Source organism: Mycobacterium tuberculosis H37Rv, from assembly GCF_000195955.2.
Lineage (GTDB): Bacteria > Actinomycetota > Actinomycetes > Mycobacteriales > Mycobacteriaceae > Mycobacterium > Mycobacterium tuberculosis.
In genome coordinates this window covers 3,968,952-3,986,835 of sequence record NC_000962.3, presented here as the reverse complement: position 1 = coordinate 3,986,835, position 17,884 = coordinate 3,968,952, and the positions used below count along the sequence as shown (strand labels likewise).

The following is a 17,884-nucleotide window of genomic DNA, read 5'->3' as shown; positions in this document are numbered from 1 at the left end:
TCCTAGCGACCAAGGGTCGCCAAAGGCGCGCGTCCGCCTCGCTATCTAATCATCGGTCGCTTCATGTTGCAGTCACGCCGCACGGTGCCCTGCCGCAGCTAGGTTAAATCCGCTCGATGATGGTGCCGGTGGACAGGGCCCCGCCGGCGCACATGGTGATCAGCGCGAGGCTCTGGTCGGTGCGCTCGAGCTCGTGCAGGGCGGTGGTGATCAGCCGGCTGCCGGTGCAGCCCACCGGATGCCCCAGCGCGATCGCCCCGCCGTTGACGTTGACCCGGTCCATGTCGGGCTCGTGCACCCGCGCCCAGGACAGCACCACGGACGCGAACGCCTCGTTGATCTCGACGATGTCGATGTCGCCGATCTTCATGCCGGCCTTCTCCAGCACCTTCGCGGTGGACTGCACCGGGCCGTCCAGGTGGTAGTAGGGCTCGGCGCCGACGAGTGCCTGGGCGACGATCCGGGCCCGCGGGGTCAGGCCGTGCGCACGTGCCACGGCTTCGTCCATCCACAACACGGCTGCCGCGCCGTCGGAGATCTGCGACGACGTGCCCGCGGTGTGGATGCCGCCCTCGAGCACCGGTTTCAGCTCGCCTAGCCCCGCCATCGTGGTCTCGCGCAGGCCCTGGTCGCGAAAGACCAGGCGCCGCTCGCCGGTGGGCTGATTCTGCTCGTCGAGCACCGGCGCCTGGATCGGCGAGATCTCGCGGTCAAAGCGGCCCTCCGCCCAGGCCCGCTGCGCGCGTCGCTGCGACTCGAGCCCGAAGACATCCACGTCCTCGCGGGTGATGCCGCGCCGCTTGGCGATCCGCTCGGCGGCCTCGAACTGGTTCGGCAGGTCGATATCCCATGACTGCGCGCGGATCAGCGAGCGGTCCGGCCCGGCGTTGGCGCCCAGCCCGACCCGGCTCATCGCCTCGATGCCGCAGGCGATGCCGACATCGATGGCACCGGCCGCGATCAACCCGGCAATCAGATGGTTGGCCTGCTGGCCGCTGCCGCACTGGCAGTCGACGGTGGTGGCGCCGACGTGTTCGGGCAAACCGGCCGTCAGCCAGGCCACCCGGCTGATGTTGTTGGATTGCTCCCCGAACTGGGTCACGCAACCGCCGATGACCTGTTCGACGTCACCGGCGTGAAGGCCGGACTGGATGCCGGCCTTGTCGACCACCGCCTTTTGCACCGCGCCCAACAACTCGGTGGCATGCAGCCCCGACAGCCATCCGTTGCGTTTGCCGATGGGGCTGCGGGTGGCTTCAACGATGACCGGGTAACCCATGGGGCCAGGCTAGAACACGTTTCATTACTATGACAAGCAAGGTTGCTTCAATGCCTTTTGTCTGCGGTGAAGGCATGTTTTACTGGCAGAAGGTCCTCACTAGGACAGCTAGTGTCGTGGAATCACCAGTCAGTGGAGATTGCAGTAAGGAGAACTACCGTGCCCAGCCCCAATCTGCCGCCCGGGTTCGATTTCACCGACCCCGCAATCTACGCCGAACGGCTGCCGGTTGCCGAATTCGCCGAGCTGCGGTCCGCGGCGCCGATCTGGTGGAACGGGCAGGATCCTGGCAAGGGCGGCGGCTTTCACGACGGCGGTTTCTGGGCGATCACCAAACTCAACGACGTCAAAGAGATATCGCGGCATAGCGACGTGTTCTCCAGCTACGAAAACGGGGTGATCCCGCGATTCAAGAACGACATCGCGCGTGAGGACATCGAGGTTCAGCGCTTCGTCATGCTCAACATGGACGCGCCGCACCACACCCGGCTGCGCAAGATCATCTCTCGCGGCTTCACGCCACGTGCGGTCGGACGCCTGCATGACGAGCTCCAGGAGCGCGCCCAGAAGATCGCCGCGGAGGCGGCCGCCGCGGGTTCTGGAGACTTTGTCGAGCAGGTTTCCTGTGAGCTGCCATTGCAGGCGATCGCGGGCTTGCTGGGCGTGCCGCAGGAGGACCGCGGCAAGCTGTTCCACTGGTCAAACGAGATGACCGGCAACGAGGATCCGGAATACGCCCACATCGATCCGAAGGCGTCCTCGGCGGAGCTGATCGGCTATGCGATGAAGATGGCCGAGGAGAAGGCGAAGAACCCCGCCGACGACATCGTGACTCAGTTGATCCAAGCCGATATCGACGGCGAGAAGCTCTCCGACGACGAGTTCGGCTTCTTCGTGGTGATGCTGGCGGTGGCCGGTAACGAGACCACCCGCAACTCCATCACCCAGGGCATGATGGCGTTCGCTGAACACCCCGACCAGTGGGAGCTGTACAAGAAAGTGCGTCCGGAGACCGCGGCCGATGAGATCGTGCGCTGGGCAACCCCGGTCACCGCTTTTCAGCGCACCGCGCTGCGGGACTACGAGTTGTCCGGCGTACAGATTAAGAAGGGTCAGCGGGTGGTGATGTTCTACCGGTCGGCTAACTTCGACGAAGAGGTTTTCCAGGATCCGTTCACATTTAACATCCTGCGCAACCCCAACCCGCACGTCGGCTTCGGCGGCACCGGCGCTCACTACTGCATCGGTGCGAATCTGGCCCGGATGACGATCAACCTAATCTTTAACGCCGTAGCCGACCACATGCCCGACCTCAAGCCGATCTCGGCGCCCGAGCGGCTGCGGTCCGGCTGGCTCAACGGCATTAAGCACTGGCAGGTCGACTACACCGGTAGATGCCCGGTTGCTCACTAATGGATTTCGATCCCACTGCGGAACAGCAAGCCGTCGCCGACGTGGTCACGTCGGTGTTGGAGCGGGACATCTCGTGGGAGGCGCTGGTCTGCGGTGGTGTGACGGCGCTGCCGGTGCCGGAACGTCTCGGCGGCGACGGCGTGGGCCTATTCGAAGTCGGCGCGCTGCTCACCGAGGTGGGTCGCCACGGCGCCGTCACGCCGGCGCTGGCAACGCTGGGTCTTGGGGTGGTGCCGCTGCTCGAGCTGGCATCCGCCGAGCAACAGGACCGCTTCCTGGCCGGGGTGGCCAAGGGAGGAGTACTGACCGCCGCGCTCAACGAGCCCGGGGCGGCGCTGCCGGATCGGCCTGCCACTAGCTTTGTGGGTGGGCGGTTGTCGGGCACCAAAGTCGGTGTTGGCTACGCCGAACAGGCGGACTGGATGTTGGTGACCGCCGACAACGCCGTCGTGGTGGTGTCGCCGACGGCCGACGGTGTGCGCATGGTTCGTACGCCCACATCGAATGGTTCAGACGAGTATGTGATGACGATGGACGGCGTGGCGGTTGCCGACTGTGACATCCTGGCGGATGTAGCCGCGCACCGGGTCAATCAGCTAGCGCTGGCCGTCATGGGTGCATACGCCGACGGGCTGGTCGCCGGGGCGCTGCGGCTGACCGCCGACTACGTGGCGAACCGGAAGCAGTTCGGTAAGCCGCTGTCAACCTTCCAGACCGTGGCCGCGCAGCTCGCCGAGGTTTACATCGCCTCGCGCACCATTGACCTGGTGGCCAAGTCGGTGATCTGGAGACTGGCCGAGGATCTGGATGCGGGAGATGATCTGGGCGTCCTCGGGTACTGGGTGACATCGCAGGCGCCGCCGGCGATGCAAATCTGCCATCACCTGCACGGCGGCATGGGGATGGACGTCACGTATCCGATGCACCGCTACTACTCCACGATCAAGGACCTCACCCGGCTGCTGGGCGGGCCCTCGCATCGCCTTGAGCTCCTGGGAGCGCGATGTTCATTGACCTGACGCCGGAGCAGCGCCAGCTGCAAGCCGAGATACGGCAATACTTTTCGAATCTCATCTCGCCCGACGAGCGCACGGAGATGGAGAAAGACCGGCACGGCCCGGCCTACCGTGCGGTGATACGGCGCATGGGCCGGGACGGCAGGCTCGGTGTTGGGTGGCCGAAAGAGTTCGGCGGTCTGGGTTTTGGTCCGATCGAGCAGCAGATCTTCGTCAACGAGGCCCATCGCGCCGACGTGCCGCTGCCCGCGGTGACGCTGCAGACCGTCGGCCCCACGCTGCAGGCGCACGGCAGCGAGCTGCAGAAGAAGAAGTTCCTGCCGGCGATCCTGGCCGGTGAGGCGCACTTCGCGATCGGCTACACCGAGCCGGAAGCCGGCACCGACCTGGCGTCGTTGCGCACCACCGCCGTTCGCGACGGCGACCACTACATCGTCAACGGCCAGAAGGTCTTCACCACCGGCGCACACGACGCCGACTACATCTGGCTGGCCTGCCGCACCGACCCGAATGCCGCTAAGCACAAAGGCATTTCCATTCTAATCGTCGACACCAAGGATCCCGGCTATTCCTGGACGCCGATCATCTTGGCCGACGGCGCCCACCACACCAATGCCACGTACTACAACGACGTGCGCGTGCCGGTCGACATGCTGGTCGGAAAGGAGAACGACGGCTGGCGGCTGATCACCACCCAACTCAACAACGAACGGGTAATGCTCGGCCCGGCCGGGCGGTTCGCCAGCATCTACGACCGGGTGCACGCGTGGGCGTCCGTGCCGGGTGGCAACGGCGTGACGCCGATCGACCACGACGACGTCAAGCGGGCTCTTGGTGAGATTCGTGCGATCTGGCGGATCAACGAGTTGCTCAACTGGCAGGTAGCGTCCGCCGGTGAGGACATCAACATGGCCGATGCCGCGGCCACGAAAGTCTTTGGCACCGAGCGTGTTCAGCGTGCCGGCCGGCTCGCCGAGGAAATCGTTGGCAAGTACGGCAACCCCGCCGAACCCGACACCGCCGAGCTACTGCGCTGGCTGGACGCCCAGACCAAGCGCAACCTGGTGATCACCTTCGGCGGGGGTGTGAACGAAGTCATGCGCGAGATGATCGCCGCGTCTGGCCTCAAAGTGCCAAGGGTGCCCAGGTGACCGGGGTGAGCGACATTCAGGAAGCGGTTGCCCAGATCAAGGCGGCCGGGCCCAGCAAGCCGCGCCTGGCCCGTGACCCGGTGAACCAGCCGATGATCAACAACTGGGTGGAGGCCATCGGCGACCGCAACCCCATCTATGTGGACGACGCGGCGGCTCGCGCCGCCGGCCACCCCGGAATCGTCGCGCCACCGGCCATGATTCAGGTGTGGACCATGATGGGTCTGGGCGGAGTGCGTCCGAAGGACGATCCGCTGGGACCCATCATCAAGCTGTTCGACGACGCCGGCTACATCGGTGTGGTTGCCACCAACTGCGAGCAGACCTACCACCGCTACCTATTGCCCGGGGAGCAAGTCAGCATCAGCGCCGAGCTCGGTGACGTCGTCGGACCCAAGCAAACCGCGCTCGGCGAGGGCTGGTTCATCAACCAGCACATCGTATGGCAAGTCGGGGACGAGGACGTCGCAGAGATGAATTGGCGCATCCTCAAATTCAAGCCCGCGGGTTCTCCGAGCTCGGTGCCTGACGATTTGGATCCCGACGCTATGATGCGTCCCTCGTCGTCGCGGGACACCGCGTTTTTCTGGGATGGAGTCAAGGCCCACGAATTGCGGATCCAGCGGCTTGCCGATGGCAGCCTGCGGCACCCACCGGTGCCGGCGGTGTGGCAAGACAAATCGGTGCCGATCAACTACGTCGTCTCCAGCGGTCGCGGCACGGTGTTCAGCTTCGTGGTGCATCACGCGCCGAAAGTTCCGGGTCGCACGGTGCCCTTCGTGATCGCGCTGGTGGAGCTCGAGGAAGGGGTACGCATGCTGGGCGAGCTGCGGGGGGCCGATCCTGCTCGTGTTGCGATCGGTATGCCGGTACGAGCGACCTATATCGATTTCCCCGACTGGAGCCTCTACGCATGGGAGCCTGACGAATGACGGTTGTTGGTGCTGTGCTGCCTGAGCTGAAGCTCTACGGAGACCCGACGTTCATCGTCTCAACGGCGCTGGCTACCAGGGACTTCCAGGATGTGCATCATGATCGAGACAAGGCCGTCGCCCAGGGGTCGAAAGACATTTTCGTCAACATCCTCACCGACACCGGGCTGGTGCAACGCTACGTCACCGACTGGGCGGGCCCGTCGGCGCTGATCAAGTCGATTGGGCTGCGGCTGGGGGTGCCGTGGTACGCCTACGACACGGTGACGTTCTCCGGTGAGGTGACCGCGGTGAACGACGGCTTGATCACGGTAAAGGTGGTGGGCCGCAATACCCTTGGCGACCACGTGACCGCGACGGTGGAACTTTCGATGAGGGATTCGTAGTGTTATCGGGTCAGGCGGCCATCGTCGGTATCGGCGCCACCGACTTTTCGAAGAACTCCGGTCGAAGTGAGCTGCGGCTGGCGGCCGAGGCGGTGTTGGATGCGTTGGCCGATGCGGGCCTGAGCCCGACCGATGTCGACGGGCTGACCACGTTCACGATGGACACCAACACCGAAATCGCCGTGGCGCGTGCGGCCGGCATCGGCGAGCTGACGTTCTTCTCCAAGATCCACTACGGCGGTGGCGCCGCATGTGCGACCGTGCAGCACGCCGCTATGGCAGTGGCCACCGGGGTGGCTGACGTCGTGGTGGCGTATCGGGCATTCAACGAACGATCCGGCATGCGGTTCGGTCAGGTGCAAACTCGTTTGACCGAGAATGCCGACTCCACCGGCGTGGACAATTCGTTTTCGTATCCGCACGGGCTCTCCACGCCCGCCGCGCAAGTGGCGATGATCGCTCGCCGGTACATGCACCTGTCTGGTGCGACCAGCCGGGACTTCGGTGCTGTCTCGGTGGCCGACCGCAAGCATGCCGCCAACAACCCCAAGGCGTACTTCTACGGCAAGCCGATAACCATTGAGGACCACCAGAATTCGAGGTGGATCGCCGAGCCGCTGCGGCTGCTGGACTGCTGCCAGGAGACCGACGGCGCGGTCGCGATCGTGGTGACGTCAGCTGCGCGCGCACGGGACCTCAAGCAGCGCCCGGTGGTCATTGAGGCGGCTGCGCAGGGCTGCAGTCCAGACCAGTACACGATGGTCAGCTACTACCGGCCGGAACTCGACGGCCTGCCCGAGATGGGCCTGGTGGGCCGGCAGCTATGGGCGCAGTCGGGGCTGACGCCGGCCGATGTCCAGACCGCAGTCCTCTACGACCACTTCACGCCGTTTACCCTGATTCAGTTGGAGGAGTTGGGATTCTGCGGCAAGGGCGAAGCGAAAGACTTCATCGCCGACGGCGCGATCGAGGTGGGCGGGCGGCTGCCCATCAACACCCACGGCGGTCAACTCGGCGAAGCCTACATCCATGGCATGAACGGCATCGCGGAGGGGGTGCGGCAGCTGCGCGGCACCTCGGTGAACCCGGTGGCGGGCGTCGAGCATGTGCTCGTCACCGCGGGCACCGGGGTGCCTACGTCCGGGCTGATCCTGGGTTAACTACCACACCAGGTTGCCGTGGCTGAAATAAGGGCCGGCGGTGGGGGCGTACTGTGAGTAGCCCGCGTCGACGAGCGGCTTCAGCACGTTGTTCAGCCCGCCGACGATCCAGTCTGGGACACCGATCTGCTTCAGTGGCAACAGCAACGGCAGCGTGGGCGACGGAATCATGTACGTTGTCGTGGTTCCGCCCAGTGAACTCGTGACAGCGGCGATCTCTATCCCCTGTTGTGGTGCGGCGTAGGCGGTCAGATCGTGAAAGTAAGCCGCGCCCATCAGTGCGTTGGCGCCGGCCAACAGGTTCCACGGACGGTCGGGCGGATCGGCCCAGATATCGTACTGGCTATAAACCACGCTGGTGTTGTACTGGCTCTCGGGCGCATTCCCCACGGTGTACCCCGCGATTGGAATGGTGGTGCCAACGGGCAGGTAGGTCTGGGCAAGACCGCGTTCCGGGCCGGCGAGCTCGACGAATGTGAGCGCGCTCGAGGGTGGCGCGTTGGGGTCGATGGCCAGATAGGCAAGTTCGCGGTCGATGACCATGCTGCCCATCGACAGTCCGGCCACCGTCACCGGCTGACCGGAGGCCGTGGCGGCCAGGATCTCGTTGTGCAACATCTGCTGACCGATAGCGATGGACTGGTTGGCATCGACGGCGCCAAGAGAGCCGCTAAGGACCCCGATGGTGGCCGGATAGCTCACCACTTCTGGCGTGGTGCCCGGAAACCAGTTCGTGCCGATCGCGGTGTTCAGCTCGGCATAACGCGCCGCCAGTAGCCTTCCGATGAACGGCAGTAACGTCGCTGCATGCACCGGAGATGCGCCGGGGACGGTAATGCGTGTCGTCGTTGAACTCGGGTTAGCGAGTTCCGTGTTTGTGCTGTCGGAGTGTTCGCCGCCCAACCGCCTGGGCAGCTCATGCAGCAACTGCTGCCACGGCCGCAACCGCGCCCCGACCGCCGAGGCCACCGCATGGTAGTTCAACATCGCGACAACATCCTGAGCCCACATCTGCTCGTAGATGGCCTCGGCGGCCGCAATCGCCGGGGTGTTCTGCCCGAACACATTCGACCCCGCCAACCAGGCCACGAGGGCGCGGTTCGCCGCGACCAGCGCCGGGTGTACGGTTGCGGCGAACGCCGCTTCATAGGCCAGCGCCATCGTCTGAGCCTGGCTGGCTGCTCCCTCTGCCTGGGTGGCCGCCGCGGCCAGCCACCCCGTATGGCGGGCGGCCTGCGCCGCCATCATCCGAGACGACGGCCCTTGCCACCAACGGTCCGCCAGGCCGGAGCACACCGACTCGAACGAGGCCGCCGCCAACCACAGTTCGGCGGCCAACTCATCCCAGGCCGCCGCGGCCGCCGATAGCGACCCGGGCCCCCCACCCGCGTACATCCGGGCCGAATTCACCTCTGGTGACAACGTCAAGAAATCCGCCATGACAACATCCCGCCGGCTCGGCCCAACCGCCGCGCCACCACTGCGACGGCCCCGTCACCGCAGACCATAGCAGCAATGTCATGTCGACTTCTGCGAAATCCGCAGTCTCACCAAACCTTTAGCGCCGACCGCACCGCTATGCCGGCACCAGCTCCACTCCGCTGAGCACCACAGCGTTGTCACGAGTGGGTGCGACGACACTGGCCACCAGGCGGCGGCCGTCCTTCCACACGTTGACCGTGAGCGTCTCGCCCGGGTACGCCACGCCAGCAAAGCGTGCGCCGTAGCCGGCCACGGCCGTCGCATCGGAGTCCAGCAATGCATCGACGATCGCCTTGCAGGTCATCCCATAGGTGCACAGGCCATGCAGAATAGGCCGGGGAAAGCCTGCGGCAGCGGCGAATTCGGGATCCGAGTGCAGCGGGTTGCGGTCGCCGCAGAGCCGGTAGAGCAGCGCTTGCTGCGGCAGAATCGGCATCGCGACCTGCAGATCGGGCGCCCGCTCCGGCGCGACATCTGATCCCGACGGCCCGCGCTTGCCGCCGAATCCGCCTTCGCCACGGGCATAGATCGACCGCTTCTGCGTCCACAGCAGCAAGCCGTCCGGTGTGGTCGCCGTCGTTTCGCTGCAGATTACCGCGGCTTTGCCCTTGTCCCAGATGTCGGTGAACCGGGTGACCGCCCTGGCCGAACCCGACGGCGGCAGCGGGGCGGGAACCTCGACTCGCTCGCTGGCGTGCAGCACCTTGCTGAGCTCGATATCGATGCCCGGAAACTGGACGGTCGGTGGTGTGGTGAGGTGGAAGGTGGCCGCGACGTTGCCGAACGTCGGCAACACCTGCGGTGTATCGTCCGCCAGATAACTCAGCTCACGGGGGTTCATCGGATCAGAGCCGGCGCCCAGTCCCAGCTGGTAGAGCTGCACATCGGTACTGGTCCAAGAGAATTCGACGGGCGGTAGCTGTGCACCCAGCGCGACGTCCAAGTCGATGGGCATATCAGCGCTTTCCCGCCTGATCGGCAATGTGCAGCGCCGCCAGGTACCCGAACGTCATCGCCGGGCCTATCGTGCCGCCCGGACCGGGGTAGGTGTGTCCCATCACTGGGGCACTGACATTGCCTGCAGCGTAAAGGCCGTCGATGATGCTGCCGTCGTCCCGCAGAGCACGTCCGTTGACATCGGTGCGGATACCGCCCTTGGTCCCCAGGTCGCCCGGAACCATCTTGGCGCCATAATAGGGCGGGTGGCCGACCTCGCCGAGGTTCGGATTGGGCTTGTTGCTCGGGTCGCCGTAGTAGCGATCGTAGGCACTTTCCCCGCGGTGGTAGTCCTCGTCGACACCGGACCGGGCGAATGCGTTGAAACGCTGGACGGTGGCAGTGAGTTCGTCCGCGGGTAGACCGGCCTTGCCGGCCAGCTCCGCAAGGGTATCGGCCTGGACGATGACGCCGGAATCCAGCCACCTGCTCGGAATGCGTTGCCCTGGTTGTAGTCCCGCGAAGATGTAGCGGTCCCGGTATCGCTGGTCGAACACCAGCCACGCCGGAATGTTCTCGCCCGGTCCGGGCCCCTGGCCGTGTTCGCCGCCGTACATATGATGACAGGCTTCGACGTATGGCATCGATTCGTTCATGAATCGCTTGCCTGACATGTTGACGATGATCGAACCGGGAGAGTTGCGCTCCGAGAGCGCGAACCATGGTTTGCCGACCAGCGGTACCGTCGGGCCCCACCAAGCGTCATCCATCAGATCCAGTGCTGCGCCGAGCTTTTCGGCGGCGAGAATGCCGTCACCGGTATTGGCGCTGGCGCCCACGGTCCACTCGGTGGTGATGGGTGCCCGCTGGTACTTGATTCGCATCTGCTCGTTATGCTCGAAACCACCACAGGCCAGGATCACGCCGCGGCGAGCCCGGATCAGCTGCGGCTCAGCGGATTCCGCCTCGTGGGAATCGCGGACGTATACCCCGGACACGACGCCATTTTCGACGAAAAGATCGGTGAAGGCGGTGTTGAGTTCGACCGGCACTCCGGCGCGCTGCAACCCGATCCGCAACGGCCCAATGAGGGCTCGACCCATGCCGACCAGGTTCTTACCTGTTGCCTTCGCCCACATCGTGCGGGCGCCGACCTTCATGCTGCGCAGCACGCCACGGGGGTGACGTTTGAGCTGATTGAGGCGAACGTAGTCCTGCTGCATCACAACCACATTGAGCGGAACCTTGCCATACGCGGGCTCCAGCCCGGCCATGTCGGCACCAAGCTTGCGCGCGTTGAACGGTTTCGGCTCGATCGAACGTCCGCCCGGGCGGCCGCCCGGAGCCTCGGGGTAGTAGTCGGAGTAGCCGGGTACCCAGCACATCTTCAGCGGCGTGTGCTTCAGCACGAACGACAGCATCTCGGGCCCGCGGTCGAGGTAAGCATCGATGCGTTCCGGCTCGACGATTTCGCCGACGATGCCGTGCAGATAGGTGCGTGCCGCCTCCGGTGTATCTCGAACGCCGCGGCGCTTGAGGACCTCGTTGTTGGGGATCCAGACGCCGCCGCCCGAGCGTGCGGTGGAGCCGCCGTAGTGCGGGGCCTTCTCGACGACTACCGTCGAGAGACCTCGGTGAGCGGCGACCAGCGCAGCAACCATGCCGGCGGCGCCGCTGCCGACCACCACGACGTCGAACTCCTGCACAGTCATGTAGAACACGTTATAGAATTGCTCGGGTCGGGCGCTACTGGCCCGGTCACGCCTACGAGGGGACTTCGCCGAATGCTCCGTGATGCCACCCGTGATGAGCTGGCCGCCGACCTAGCACAAGCCGAGCGAAGCCGCGACCCGATCGGTCAACTGACCGCCGCCCATCCCGAGATCGATGTCGTCGACGCCTACGAGATCCAGTTGATCAACATCCGGCAGCGGGTGGCCGAGGGTGCCCGCGTGGTGGGTCATAAGGTCGGGCTGTCGTCGCCGATCATGCAGCAGATGATGGGGGTTGACGAACCAGACTACGGACACCTGCTCGACGACATGCAGGTGTTCGAAGACACGCCGGTCCAGGCGTCCCGGTACCTGTCTCCGCGGGTTGAGGTGGAGGTGGGCTTCATCCTGGCCGCCGACCTACCGGGTGCGGGCTGCACCGAGGACGACGTGCTGGCGGCCACCGAGGCCCTGGTGCCCGCCATCGAGCTGATCGACACCAGGATCAAGGATTGGCAGATCAAGATCTGCGACACCATCGCCGACAACGCCTCGGCGGCGGGCTTCGTGTTGGGCGCGGCCCGGGTGCCGCCGGCCGATCTTGACGTCAGGGCGATCGATGCGAAGCTGACCCGCAACGGCGAGGTGGTGGCCGAGGGCCGCAGTGATGCGGTGTTGGGTAACCCGGCGACCGCGGTGGCTTGGCTGGCCGGCAAGGTCGAGAGTTTCGGCGTGCGGCTGCGCAAAGGCGACATCGTGTTACCCGGGTCATGCACGTTCGCGGTCGAGGCGCGGGCCGGCGACGAGTTTGTCGCCGACTTCACCGGGCTGGGTTTGGTCCGGTTGTCGTTCGAATAAGGGGAGCAACATGCCGTCCAAGGCAAAAGTGGCGATTGTCGGGTCGGGAAATATCAGCACCGATCTGCTGTACAAGCTGCTGCGATCGGAGTGGCTGGAGCCGCGCTGGATGGTGGGCATCGACCCGGAGAGCGATGGCCTGGCGCGCGCGGCCAAGCTGGGTTTGGAGACCACCCACGAGGGGGTGGACTGGCTGCTGGCGCAGCCCGATAAACCCGACCTGGTGTTCGAGGCAACCAGTGCCTACGTGCACCGGGACGCGGCGCCCAAGTACGCCGAGGCCGGGATCCGGGCCATCGACCTGACGCCGGCGGCGGTGGGTCCGGCGGTGATCCCGCCGGCGAACCTGCGCGAGCACCTGGACGCGCCGAACGTCAACATGATCACCTGCGGGGGACAGGCGACCATTCCGATCGTGTACGCGGTGTCTCGGATCGTGGAGGTGCCCTACGCCGAGATCGTGGCGTCGGTGGCTTCCGTTTCAGCGGGACCGGGCACGCGCGCCAACATCGACGAGTTCACCAAGACCACCGCCCGTGGGGTCCAGACCATCGGCGGGGCCGCCCGCGGCAAGGCGATCATCATCTTGAATCCCGCCGACCCGCCGATGATCATGCGCGACACCATCTTTTGCGCCATCCCCACCGACGCCGACCGCGAAGCGATCGCCGCCTCCATCCACGACGTCGTCAAAGAGGTGCAGACCTACGTGCCTGGATACCGGCTGCTCAACGAACCGCAGTTCGACGAGCCGTCGATCAACTCGGGCGGGCAGGCGCTGGTCACCACGTTCGTCGAGGTTGAGGGCGCCGGGGATTACCTGCCGCCCTATGCGGGCAACCTGGACATCATGACCGCGGCGGCCACCAAGGTGGGCGAGGAGATCGCCAAGGAGACGCTGGTTGTAGGAGGAGCGCGATGACCGATATGTGGGACGTCCGCATCACGGACACCTCGCTGCGGGATGGGTCGCACCACAAACGCCACCAATTCACCAAGGACGAGGTCGGTGCCATCGTGGCCGCCCTAGACGCCGCTGGCGTGCCGGTGATCGAGGTGACCCACGGCGACGGCCTGGGCGGCTCATCGTTCAACTATGGCTTCTCGAAAACCCCTGAGCAGGAGCTGATCAAGCTGGCCGCGGCGACCGCGAAAGAGGCCCGGATCGCGTTTTTGATGTTGCCCGGTGTGGGCACCAAGGACGACATCAAAGAGGCGCGGGACAACGGCGGGTCGATCTGCCGGATCGCCACCCACTGCACCGAGGCCGACGTGTCGATCCAGCATTTCGGGCTGGCCCGCGAACTGGGTCTGGAAACCGTCGGGTTTTTGATGATGGCCCACACCATTGCGCCGGAGAAACTGGCCGCCCAGGCCCGCATCATGGCCGACGCCGGCTGCCAGTGTGTCTACGTCGTCGACTCCGCCGGTGCCCTGGTGCTCGACGGCGTGGCCGACCGGGTGTCGGCCCTGGTCGCCGAGCTCGGCGAAGACGCCCAGGTGGGCTTTCATGGGCACGAGAACCTCGGTCTCGGGGTGGCCAATTCGGTGGCGGCGGTGCGCGCGGGCGCCAAGCAGATCGACGGGTCCTGCCGGCGTTTCGGCGCCGGGGCGGGTAACGCGCCGGTCGAGGCGCTGATCGGGGTGTTCGACAAGATCGGCGTCAAGACCGGCATTGATTTCTTCGACATTGCCGACGCCGCCGAGGACGTGGTGCGCCCGGCCATGCCGGCCGAATGTCTGCTCGACCGCAACGCGTTGATCATGGGGTATTCCGGGGTCTACTCCAGCTTCCTCAAGCATGCGGTCCGCCAGGCCGAGCGCTACGGCGTGCCGGCGTCGGCGCTGTTGCACCGGGCCGGTCAGCGCAAGCTCATCGGTGGCCAGGAAGACCAGCTCATCGACATCGCGCTGGAAATCAAACGCGAGCTGGATAGCGGTGCGGCCGTAACGCATTGACGACACCGCTGGTTCGCGGATTTCACGGAAACGCAGATGGTCCGACCCGGTTTGTCCTACGGTTCTGACTGATTGTCAGGTCGGGAAGGGACGGGGTCATGAACTATGCGGTATTGCCGCCGGAGCTTAATTCGTTGCGGATGTTCACGGGTGCAGGTTCGGCGCCGATGTTGGCGGCGGCGGTGGCCTGGGACGGGCTGGCCGCAGAGTTGGGGTCCGCGGCGTCCTCGTTTGGGTCGGTGACCTCGGACTTGGCAAGTCAGGCGTGGCAGGGGCCGGCGGCGGCGGCGATGGCGGCGGCGGCGGCACCGTATGCGGGATGGTTGAGCGCTGCGGCGGCCCGGGCCGCGGGGGCGGCGGCCCAGGCCAAGGCGGTGGCCAGCGCGTTCGAGGCGGCACGGGCGGCGACGGTGCACCCTTTGCTGGTGGCGGCCAACCGCAATGCGTTTGCGCAGTTGGTGATGTCGAATTGGTTCGGGCTGAACGCGCCGCTGATTGCGGCCGTTGAGGGCGCCTACGAACAGATGTGGGCCGCGGATGTGGCCGCGATGGTGGGCTACCACTCCGGGGCCTCGGCGGCGGCCGAGCAGTTGGTGCCCTTTCAGCAGGCGCTGCAGCAGCTGCCGAACCTGGGTATCGGCAATATCGGCAACGCCAACCTGGGCGGCGGCAACACCGGCGACCTGAACACCGGCAACGGCAACATCGGTAACACCAACCTGGGCAGCGGGAACCGGGGTGACGCGAACCTGGGCAGCGGCAACATCGGCAACTCCAACGTGGGCGGCGGGAACGTCGGCAACGGCAACTTCGGCAGCGGCAACGGGAGGGCGGGACTTCCAGGCAGTGGGAACGTCGGCAACGGGAACCTCGGCAACAGCAACCTGGGCAGCGGCAATACCGGCAACTCCAACGTCGGGTTCGGGAATACCGGCAACAACAACGTCGGCACCGGAAACGCCGGCAGCGGCAACATCGGCGCCGGGAACACCGGCAGCAGCAACTGGGGCTTCGGCAACAACGGCATTGGCAACATCGGTTTCGGCAACACCGGCAACGGCAACATCGGCTTCGGGCTCACCGGCAACAACCAGGTGGGCATCGGTGGGCTGAACTCGGGCAGCGGAAACATCGGCTTGTTCAACTCGGGCACCAACAACGTCGGTTTCTTCAACTCCGGCAACGGCAACCTGGGTATCGGCAACTCCAGCGACGCGAATGTGGGCATCGGAAACTCGGGGGCCACCGTGGGCCCGTTCGTGGCGGGCCATAACACCGGTTTCGGGAACTCGGGTTCGCTCAACACGGGCATGGGAAACGCCGGGGGCGTGAATACCGGTTTCGGAAACGGCGGCGCAATAAACCTCGGCTTCGGGAACTCGGGCCAGTTGAATGCGGGCAGCTTCAACGCGGGCAGCATCAACACGGGCAACTTCAATTCCGGACAAGGCAATACCGGTGATTTCAACGCCGGCGTCAGAAATACCGGCTGGTCAAACTCGGGCCTCACTAACACCGGCGCCTTCAACGCGGGTTCGCTCAACACCGGGTTCGGCGCCGTCGGCACCGGCTCCGGCCCGAACTCGGGTTTCGGCAACGCCGGCACGAACAACTCGGGCTTCTTCAACACGGGCGTTGGCAGCTCGGGGTTCCAGAACGGGGGCAGCAACAACTCGGGCCTGCAAAACGCGGTCGGCACCGTCATCGCGGCGGGTTTCGGAAACACCGGCGCCCAAACGGTGGGTATCGCAAACTCGGGCGTCTTAAACTCCGGATTCTTCAACTCGGGCGTCCACAACTCGGGCGGCTTCAACAGCGAGAACCAGCGGTCGGGGTTCGGGAACTGATTTCGCTTTGGTGCGGTATCGAATGCCATAACCGGTGGGGACCCGCTCCAAGCGCGGTTGCGCTACTACTGCAGTCCCAGTTCGTTGGTGTTGGAAGCGCAATGCGCGACGGTCAAGGTGCGCCGCCATCACGCACTGATGTCACCCGCCCGAGAGTGGACGTGTCATCACGGTCAGCCGTACGCCGTATCGGGGCACCACGCCAGCCCGTCCGGCCCCCGAGGCTGGCATCCCGGGCAGTCCAGGCACTCCAGCGGCGGGGGCGTCGCCGCCGGGCAGTGTGGTCATTGGGGTGGCATCGAACGCCCTGACGGTGGTGACCGCGGGCGCCTTCCAGGCGGGCGGCACCGACATTTGCCCGATGGTACCCGCGCCGCGCATCGCGGCCGAAACTTCGCCCGGGCCGCGTAGTGCTCCGTCCGATAGTGACTTGGCCATGCTGGTCAGCGGCGCGAGGAACGCCGGGGCGATGTCGGCTGGTGGGGGAGCGGCCGCCGCAGCCGCGCTCCCTAGCTCGGGCAAGATCCCCAAATTCTTCTCGGCCCCAATGATGCCGGTACCCATCGAATTGATGTTGTTGATCGAGCCGATCGTTGCGTACCAAGCCAGTAGGCCGTCGAGCAAACAGAACTCGTCCCCGACGATGCTCGGGAAAGGTATCGCATTGACGATTTCGCCCGCCTCCAGGAAAAAGGGTGTCAGCTCGGGCGCGATCGGCAGCAGCAGTATTCCGATTTCTTCCAGGAGGTTTCCCAGCCAGTTGCCGTCGGCGGCGCCGGCGTTGGCGGTCGCGCGGCTGACTTCGGCGCTTTGCGCCGGCAGACCGGCTGAGTTGGTGTCTTGCTGCGGGGAGGTAAATGGTGTCAAAGTCCGCGCTGCCGCCGAGGTGGCCGCGTAGTCGTACATGGCGGTGGCGTCCTGTTCCCACATCTCGGCGTACTGGGTCTCCAGGGCCGCAATCGCCGCGGTGTTCTGGCCGAAAAAGTTGGTCGCTATCAGCGATAGCACCTGTGCACGGTTGGCCATGATTGCCGGTGGCGGCACCGTCATGGCGAACGCCTGCTCAAATCCGGTCGCGGCCGCGGTGATCTGGGTGGCCGTCTGCCTTGCCTGCGCGGCGGTGGTGGTCAGCCACTCAACATACGGGGTGACCGCCGCACCCATCCTCACAGACGATGGACCCAGCCATTGCCAGCCGGTGAGGCTGGCGATCACCGAGCGGTAGGTCTCCGCCGCCGACTGCAATTCCGCCGACACCTGATCCCAGGCGGCGGCGGCGGCCCACAACGAGCCCGCTCCCGGCCCGCTATACATCCGTGTCGAGTTGACTTCCGGCGGAAGCATCGCGAAATCCATGAACATCTGCGAATGCCTTTCCCTAGCTGGTCGCGGATAGGCCGGGCTGCCGTCAGTGCTGAGATCGCAACGGCAGGCGCGTCATTGGGTGGCTGTCGCGGATGCAGACTTCGTTAGCCGCCGCTGGACGGTCAGTAGAGTTCCGCATCGCGACACCCTTTCCGGCGCATCTCACGGACCGGGTCTCGACCAGCCTCGCGTCAATCCACGCCGCTACGAATACACATATAGCGGACAATATACTGCTCAGACTGTCGTATAACGCAACAATAAGCTAGATCAATAATGGGTAGCTCGTGCGCAGGGCTCTGGAAGCGAGCGGGCTTTGTCTTCAATTGCCGTAAATGACGGGGGCAGATGTTCGCCATTGACGCAAAACAGGAACACGTTCTAGTGT

The 17,884-nt window shown here is 65.3% G+C and carries 15 protein-coding genes; 10 read left to right on the top strand and 5 right to left on the bottom strand.

Annotated features, from left to right (window positions below):
• Positions 1-103: 103 nt before the first annotated feature.
• Positions 104-1,279 (bottom strand): acetyl-CoA acetyltransferase FadA, encoded by a 1,176-nt coding sequence (gene fadA5 / locus Rv3546; RefSeq protein NP_218063.1) that lies wholly within the window; start codon positions 1,277-1,279, stop codon positions 104-106.
• A gap of 111 nt (positions 1,280-1,390) precedes the next feature.
• On the opposite strand from fadA5, the gene cyp125 reads away from it, so the two are divergent.
• From cyp125 to ltp2, 6 genes are read left to right on the top strand one after another with little or no spacing between them, the layout of a single operon-like run.
• Positions 1,391-2,692, top strand: coding sequence for a steroid C26-monooxygenase (gene cyp125, locus Rv3545c; RefSeq protein NP_218062.1), 1,302 nt, complete (start codon positions 1,391-1,393; stop codon positions 2,690-2,692).
• A complete protein-coding gene (gene fadE28, locus Rv3544c) occupies positions 2,692-3,711 on the top strand; it encodes an acyl-CoA dehydrogenase FadE28 (protein NP_218061.1) in 1,020 nt (339 codons plus the stop codon). Before cyp125 ends, fadE28 begins: the two co-directional genes overlap by 1 nt.
• On the top strand, positions 3,696-4,859 hold the full coding sequence (gene fadE29, locus Rv3543c; RefSeq protein ID NP_218060.1) for an acyl-CoA dehydrogenase FadE29: 1,164 nt from the start codon (positions 3,696-3,698) through the stop codon (positions 4,857-4,859). Before fadE28 ends, fadE29 begins: the two co-directional genes overlap by 16 nt.
• Positions 4,856-5,791: a hypothetical protein gene (locus Rv3542c; RefSeq protein ID NP_218059.1), complete on the top strand. Its 936-nt coding sequence runs from the start codon at positions 4,856-4,858 to the stop codon at positions 5,789-5,791. The genes fadE29 and Rv3542c overlap by 4 nt, the downstream gene beginning before the upstream one ends.
• Positions 5,788-6,177 (top strand): hypothetical protein, encoded by a 390-nt coding sequence (locus Rv3541c; protein NP_218058.1) that lies wholly within the window; start codon positions 5,788-5,790, stop codon positions 6,175-6,177. The genes Rv3542c and Rv3541c overlap by 4 nt, the downstream gene beginning before the upstream one ends.
• Positions 6,177-7,337, top strand: coding sequence for a lipid transfer protein (gene ltp2 / locus Rv3540c; RefSeq protein NP_218057.1), 1,161 nt, complete (start codon positions 6,177-6,179; stop codon positions 7,335-7,337). The genes Rv3541c and ltp2 overlap by 1 nt, the downstream gene beginning before the upstream one ends.
• Here ltp2 and PPE63 read toward each other — a convergent pair whose 3' ends face one another.
• The 3 genes from PPE63 to kstD all read right to left on the bottom strand — a co-directional run bounded on the left by PPE63 (position 7,338) and on the right by kstD (position 11,467).
• Positions 7,338-8,777, bottom strand: a complete 1,440-nt coding sequence (gene PPE63, locus Rv3539; protein ID YP_177987.1) for a PPE family protein PPE63 — start codon at positions 8,775-8,777, stop codon at positions 7,338-7,340.
• Positions 8,778-8,913: 136 nt separating this feature from the next.
• The gene (locus Rv3538) at positions 8,914-9,774 is read right to left on the bottom strand and encodes a dehydrogenase (protein YP_177986.1); all 861 of its coding nucleotides are present in this window, start codon (positions 9,772-9,774) and stop codon (positions 8,914-8,916) included.
• Position 9,775: 1 nt separating this feature from the next.
• Positions 9,776-11,467, bottom strand: a complete 1,692-nt coding sequence (kstD, locus tag Rv3537; RefSeq protein NP_218054.1) for a 3-oxosteroid 1-dehydrogenase — start codon at positions 11,465-11,467, stop codon at positions 9,776-9,778.
• A 72-nt stretch (positions 11,468-11,539) separates the two neighbouring features.
• On the opposite strand from kstD, the gene hsaE reads away from it, so the two are divergent.
• From hsaE to PPE62, 4 genes are all read left to right on the top strand, one after another.
• Positions 11,540-12,325 carry a hydratase gene (hsaE, locus tag Rv3536c; protein ID NP_218053.1) on the top strand — a complete coding sequence of 262 codons (786 nt, stop codon included), beginning with the start codon at positions 11,540-11,542 and terminating at the stop codon, positions 12,323-12,325.
• Positions 12,326-12,335: 10 nt separating this feature from the next.
• Positions 12,336-13,247, top strand: coding sequence for an acetaldehyde dehydrogenase (gene hsaG / locus Rv3535c; protein NP_218052.1), 912 nt, complete (start codon positions 12,336-12,338; stop codon positions 13,245-13,247).
• Positions 13,244-14,284, top strand: coding sequence for a 4-hydroxy-2-oxovalerate aldolase (gene hsaF / locus Rv3534c; protein ID NP_218051.1), 1,041 nt, complete (start codon positions 13,244-13,246; stop codon positions 14,282-14,284). Before hsaG ends, hsaF begins: the two co-directional genes overlap by 4 nt.
• Before the next feature lie 98 nt (positions 14,285-14,382).
• Positions 14,383-16,131 (top strand): PPE family protein PPE62, encoded by a 1,749-nt coding sequence (PPE62, locus tag Rv3533c; RefSeq protein ID YP_177985.1) that lies wholly within the window; start codon positions 14,383-14,385, stop codon positions 16,129-16,131.
• Between the two features lie 141 nt (positions 16,132-16,272).
• Here PPE62 and PPE61 read toward each other — a convergent pair whose 3' ends face one another.
• Positions 16,273-17,493: a PPE family protein PPE61 gene (gene PPE61, locus Rv3532; RefSeq protein ID YP_177984.1), complete on the bottom strand. Its 1,221-nt coding sequence runs from the start codon at positions 17,491-17,493 to the stop codon at positions 16,273-16,275.
• Positions 17,494-17,884 lie beyond the last annotated feature (391 nt).

What these genes read in the sequence shown, in the direction of transcription:
- fadA5 (NP_218063.1), bottom strand. Translation starts at nt 1,279, where the DNA reads ATGGGTTACCCGGTCATCGTTGAAGCCACCCGCAGCCCCATCGGCAAA.
- fadE28 (NP_218061.1), top strand. Translation starts at nt 2,692, where the DNA reads ATGGATTTCGATCCCACTGCGGAACAGCAAGCCGTCGCCGACGTGGTC.
- fadE29 (NP_218060.1), top strand. Translation starts at nt 3,696, where the DNA reads ATGTTCATTGACCTGACGCCGGAGCAGCGCCAGCTGCAAGCCGAGATA.
- Rv3541c (NP_218058.1), top strand. Translation starts at nt 5,788, where the DNA reads ATGACGGTTGTTGGTGCTGTGCTGCCTGAGCTGAAGCTCTACGGAGAC.
- PPE63 (YP_177987.1), bottom strand. Translation starts at nt 8,777, where the DNA reads ATGGCGGATTTCTTGACGTTGTCACCAGAGGTGAATTCGGCCCGGATG.
- Rv3538 (YP_177986.1), bottom strand. Translation starts at nt 9,774, where the DNA reads ATGCCCATCGACTTGGACGTCGCGCTGGGTGCACAGCTACCGCCCGTC.
- kstD (NP_218054.1), bottom strand. Translation starts at nt 11,467, where the DNA reads ATGACTGTGCAGGAGTTCGACGTCGTGGTGGTCGGCAGCGGCGCCGCC.
- hsaE (NP_218053.1), top strand. Translation starts at nt 11,540, where the DNA reads ATGCTCCGTGATGCCACCCGTGATGAGCTGGCCGCCGACCTAGCACAA.
- hsaG (NP_218052.1), top strand. Translation starts at nt 12,336, where the DNA reads ATGCCGTCCAAGGCAAAAGTGGCGATTGTCGGGTCGGGAAATATCAGC.
- hsaF (NP_218051.1), top strand. Translation starts at nt 13,244, where the DNA reads ATGACCGATATGTGGGACGTCCGCATCACGGACACCTCGCTGCGGGAT.
- PPE62 (YP_177985.1), top strand. Translation starts at nt 14,383, where the DNA reads ATGAACTATGCGGTATTGCCGCCGGAGCTTAATTCGTTGCGGATGTTC.
- PPE61 (YP_177984.1), bottom strand. Translation starts at nt 17,493, where the DNA reads ATGTTCATGGATTTCGCGATGCTTCCGCCGGAAGTCAACTCGACACGG.